The following is a 2755-nucleotide window of genomic DNA, read 5'->3' as shown; positions in this document are numbered from 1 at the left end:
CCGCCCCGCCGTGCGCCGCCCCGCCGTGCGCCGCCCCGCCGTGCGCCGCCCCGCCGTGCGCCGCCCCGCCGTGCTCTCGTGCGTCCGTGGGCGCCGGATGCCGCAGGCGGCCTACCGTGTGTTGGTAAGGACCGATGTCCTGGTTGGATTGGTGTTCGATGCATCCTGCACTCGGGTGGAAGCCGTCGCCGATGATGGCGGGGACGCCACCATGTCCCGTACGGGGCCACTGTCCAGCAGGAGATCCCAACCGCTGCCGGAGGTGAGGGTGACCGACGCGGTGCGCGGCTCCGGCCCGGCTCGACCCGGGGGTGATCCAGGCCGCCCCGGGCCGGGGGGGCGGTACCGATCCGACGGATATTCCGGCGGACATGAGGCGCCCGATCCCCGGGCGGAGCGGGCAGAGCTGCCGCTGCGCCGCGCTGGGGCGGAAGCGGACCGGCGGCGTCCGTCGTGGCCGGGCACCACCCGCGTCGAGGTCTTCCGTCCGATCGAGGATCGTGACGAGCGCCTTCCCGCCGAGTATCGCGGGTTGCGTCGGTTCGACCGTCCCGTTCCGCCGGCACCGGCCCCGCTGGCCGCCCCGGGTCAGCCCGGATCGTCCCCACCGGAGCGGGTCGAGGGCGACGGCATCCCATCGCACGACCCGTGGCGTCCGGTGTCCTCCCCGCTGGTCGGCCCCGAGGAGCACCGGAAGTCGGCGGTCGGTGCGGAGCCTGGGCCACCAGTGGCAGGGACCATCTCCGGATCCCGGAGAACACCGGTCCCAGCTGCCTCCCCGCCACCATTCGTCACGCCCGGCGCACCCGCCGGGGCCGGGACTGCCGGGCGTGGCGACGGGGGCGGGATCGGCGGCTGGCTACGGCGGGAGGCCACCTTCGCGTTGGTGCTCGCCGGGGTCACCGTCGGGCTGGTGCTGGTCTTCCAGGACAGATGGCGCCGAGGAATGGTGGTCGTCGGCGTGGTCCTGGTGATGGCCGCTCTGGCCCGTTTGGTGCTGCCGGCACGGCGGATCGGCCTGCTGGCGGTGCGGGGGCGGGCCTTCGATGTGGGTATTCTCCTTCTGTTTGGAGTATCTGTGATAATCCTCACATTCGCCGTTCCCTATATCGGCCCGTGACGGGTTAGCGCAGGCCGTGGCGGGTCAGGGCGGCCCGTGGCGGGTTAGCGCAGGCCGGTCATGGTGCGCCGCATCGCCAGACGGGTCAGGGAACTCGCCGGGATCGTGCCGCGGCCCAGTCCGATCTCGACGAGCGTGTCGTACAGCTCGGTACGAGTGCGGGCGGCCCGCACCGCCGCGTCCATCAGCGTGCGGCGCCGCCCGGCGAGACCGGCCAGCAGGGCCGTGTGCCGCAGATGCCGTCCCAGCTCCGCGTCGAGAGCGCGTCGGTAGACCCGGCCCGCGCTGGCCGGGTGCGCCGCGCGGACGGCGGCATGCCCGGCCAGCGACCCCGACAGCACCGCGTAGTAAATGCCCTCCCCGGTCAGGGGGTTGATCAGGGAGGCCGCGTCCCCGGCGAGCAGCACGGAACCGTTCGGCTGCCGGGGGCGATGGGTCGACAGCGGCAGATGATGGGCCCGCAGCGTGGCCGGATGCGCCGGTGTCTCGGGCAGCATGCGGGCGAGCGTGCGGCGCAGGACGGTCTTGGCGCTCGTTCCGTCCGTCCCGCCGGCCAGCCGGGACCGCAGCATCCCGTAGCCGATGTTCGCACGGCCGTCGCCGATCGGGAACGACCAGGCGTAGGCCGGCCAACCCTCGTCGGTCATGTGGATGAACTGTTCGGGGGGGCCGTCGTCGAAGGCGACGTCGGTGTAGGCCCGCACGGCGATCGCCATCGCCTCGGGGGGGTTACCCGGCAGCCCGAGCCCGCGGCGTACCGCGGAGTTCGCGCCGTCCGCGCCGATGACGACCCGCGCCGTGAGCGTGCCGTTGACCACGACGACCGGCTCCCGTCCCCGACCGTCCAGGCGCGGCCGGTCGGTAAGTTCCAGGGACCGCACGCGCCGCTGGATCAGCTGAGCCCCACGTGCCTGGGCCGCGGCCACGAGACGGGCGTCGAAGACCTCCCTGGGTACCACGTAGTTGGCTCGGGCCGAGGGAGTGGCCACCTCGGCGCCCCCTGGGGTGCGCAGGCGCATGCGGTCCACCGGCCGGTACCCGGCGACCGCATCGGTCACGCCGAGATCACGCAGGACGTCCAGGCCGTGCGGGGCGATGCCGTCACCGCAGGTCTTGTCCCGGGGGAACTCAGCGGCGTCGACGATGACGACGTGTGCGTCCGGGCGTTCTCGCAGGGCGCCCAGAGCCGCCGCGCTGCCGGCCGGGCCGCCCCCGACGACAAGGACGTCGATCGTGCGGGAAAGTAGATCGACCGCCTCGTCCACGCGCACGATCGGGGTGGCGACGGTGATCGTGTCAGCGTCCTTGACTGGTCCTGCCGTTACGTATTGTGGTCCTGCGGTTCCCGTGATGTCACGTCTCCCCGCCCGCTCCCGCGGACCTGAGCCGTCCCTCGGATCCACGCCGTCCCGCGGGGTCACGCCGGATCCTCGGGCCTCCGTGGTGGCGTTCTCTCCGGGGTGCTCGTCACGCGGGGCGGGCGGGCCGGACGAGGATGTGAGGGTCTGCACGCCAGCCAGTCTCGCAGCCGGCTGCCCCCCGGTGGACGCATGCCCCGCCTCGCCCGGCCCGCGGGGTGGACCGGGTGCCCGGGTCGTCGGGACCGGCGGGAAAACCTCGTACAGCGCGGAACGT

2 protein-coding genes are annotated in these 2755 nt (G+C 73.6%); one reads left to right on the top strand and one right to left on the bottom strand.

All coding sequences use genetic code 11. The features are described from left to right. The coding region (locus ACY45C_RS21075; protein WP_462189290.1) for a DUF3017 domain-containing protein at positions 1-1120 on the top strand (1120 nt) is incomplete at its 5' end. A 44-nt stretch (positions 1121-1164) separates the two neighbouring features. Here the strand turns inward: ACY45C_RS21075 and ACY45C_RS21070 are convergent. Then, positions 1165-2385, bottom strand: a complete 1221-nt coding sequence (locus ACY45C_RS21070; protein WP_462189289.1) for an NAD(P)/FAD-dependent oxidoreductase — start codon at positions 2383-2385, stop codon at positions 1165-1167. Positions 2386-2755: the final 370 nt, after the last annotated feature.

The sequence above is a fragment of the Frankia sp. CcWB2 genome (assembly GCF_977927585.1).
This window is presented reverse-complemented; position numbering and strand designations above follow the sequence as displayed.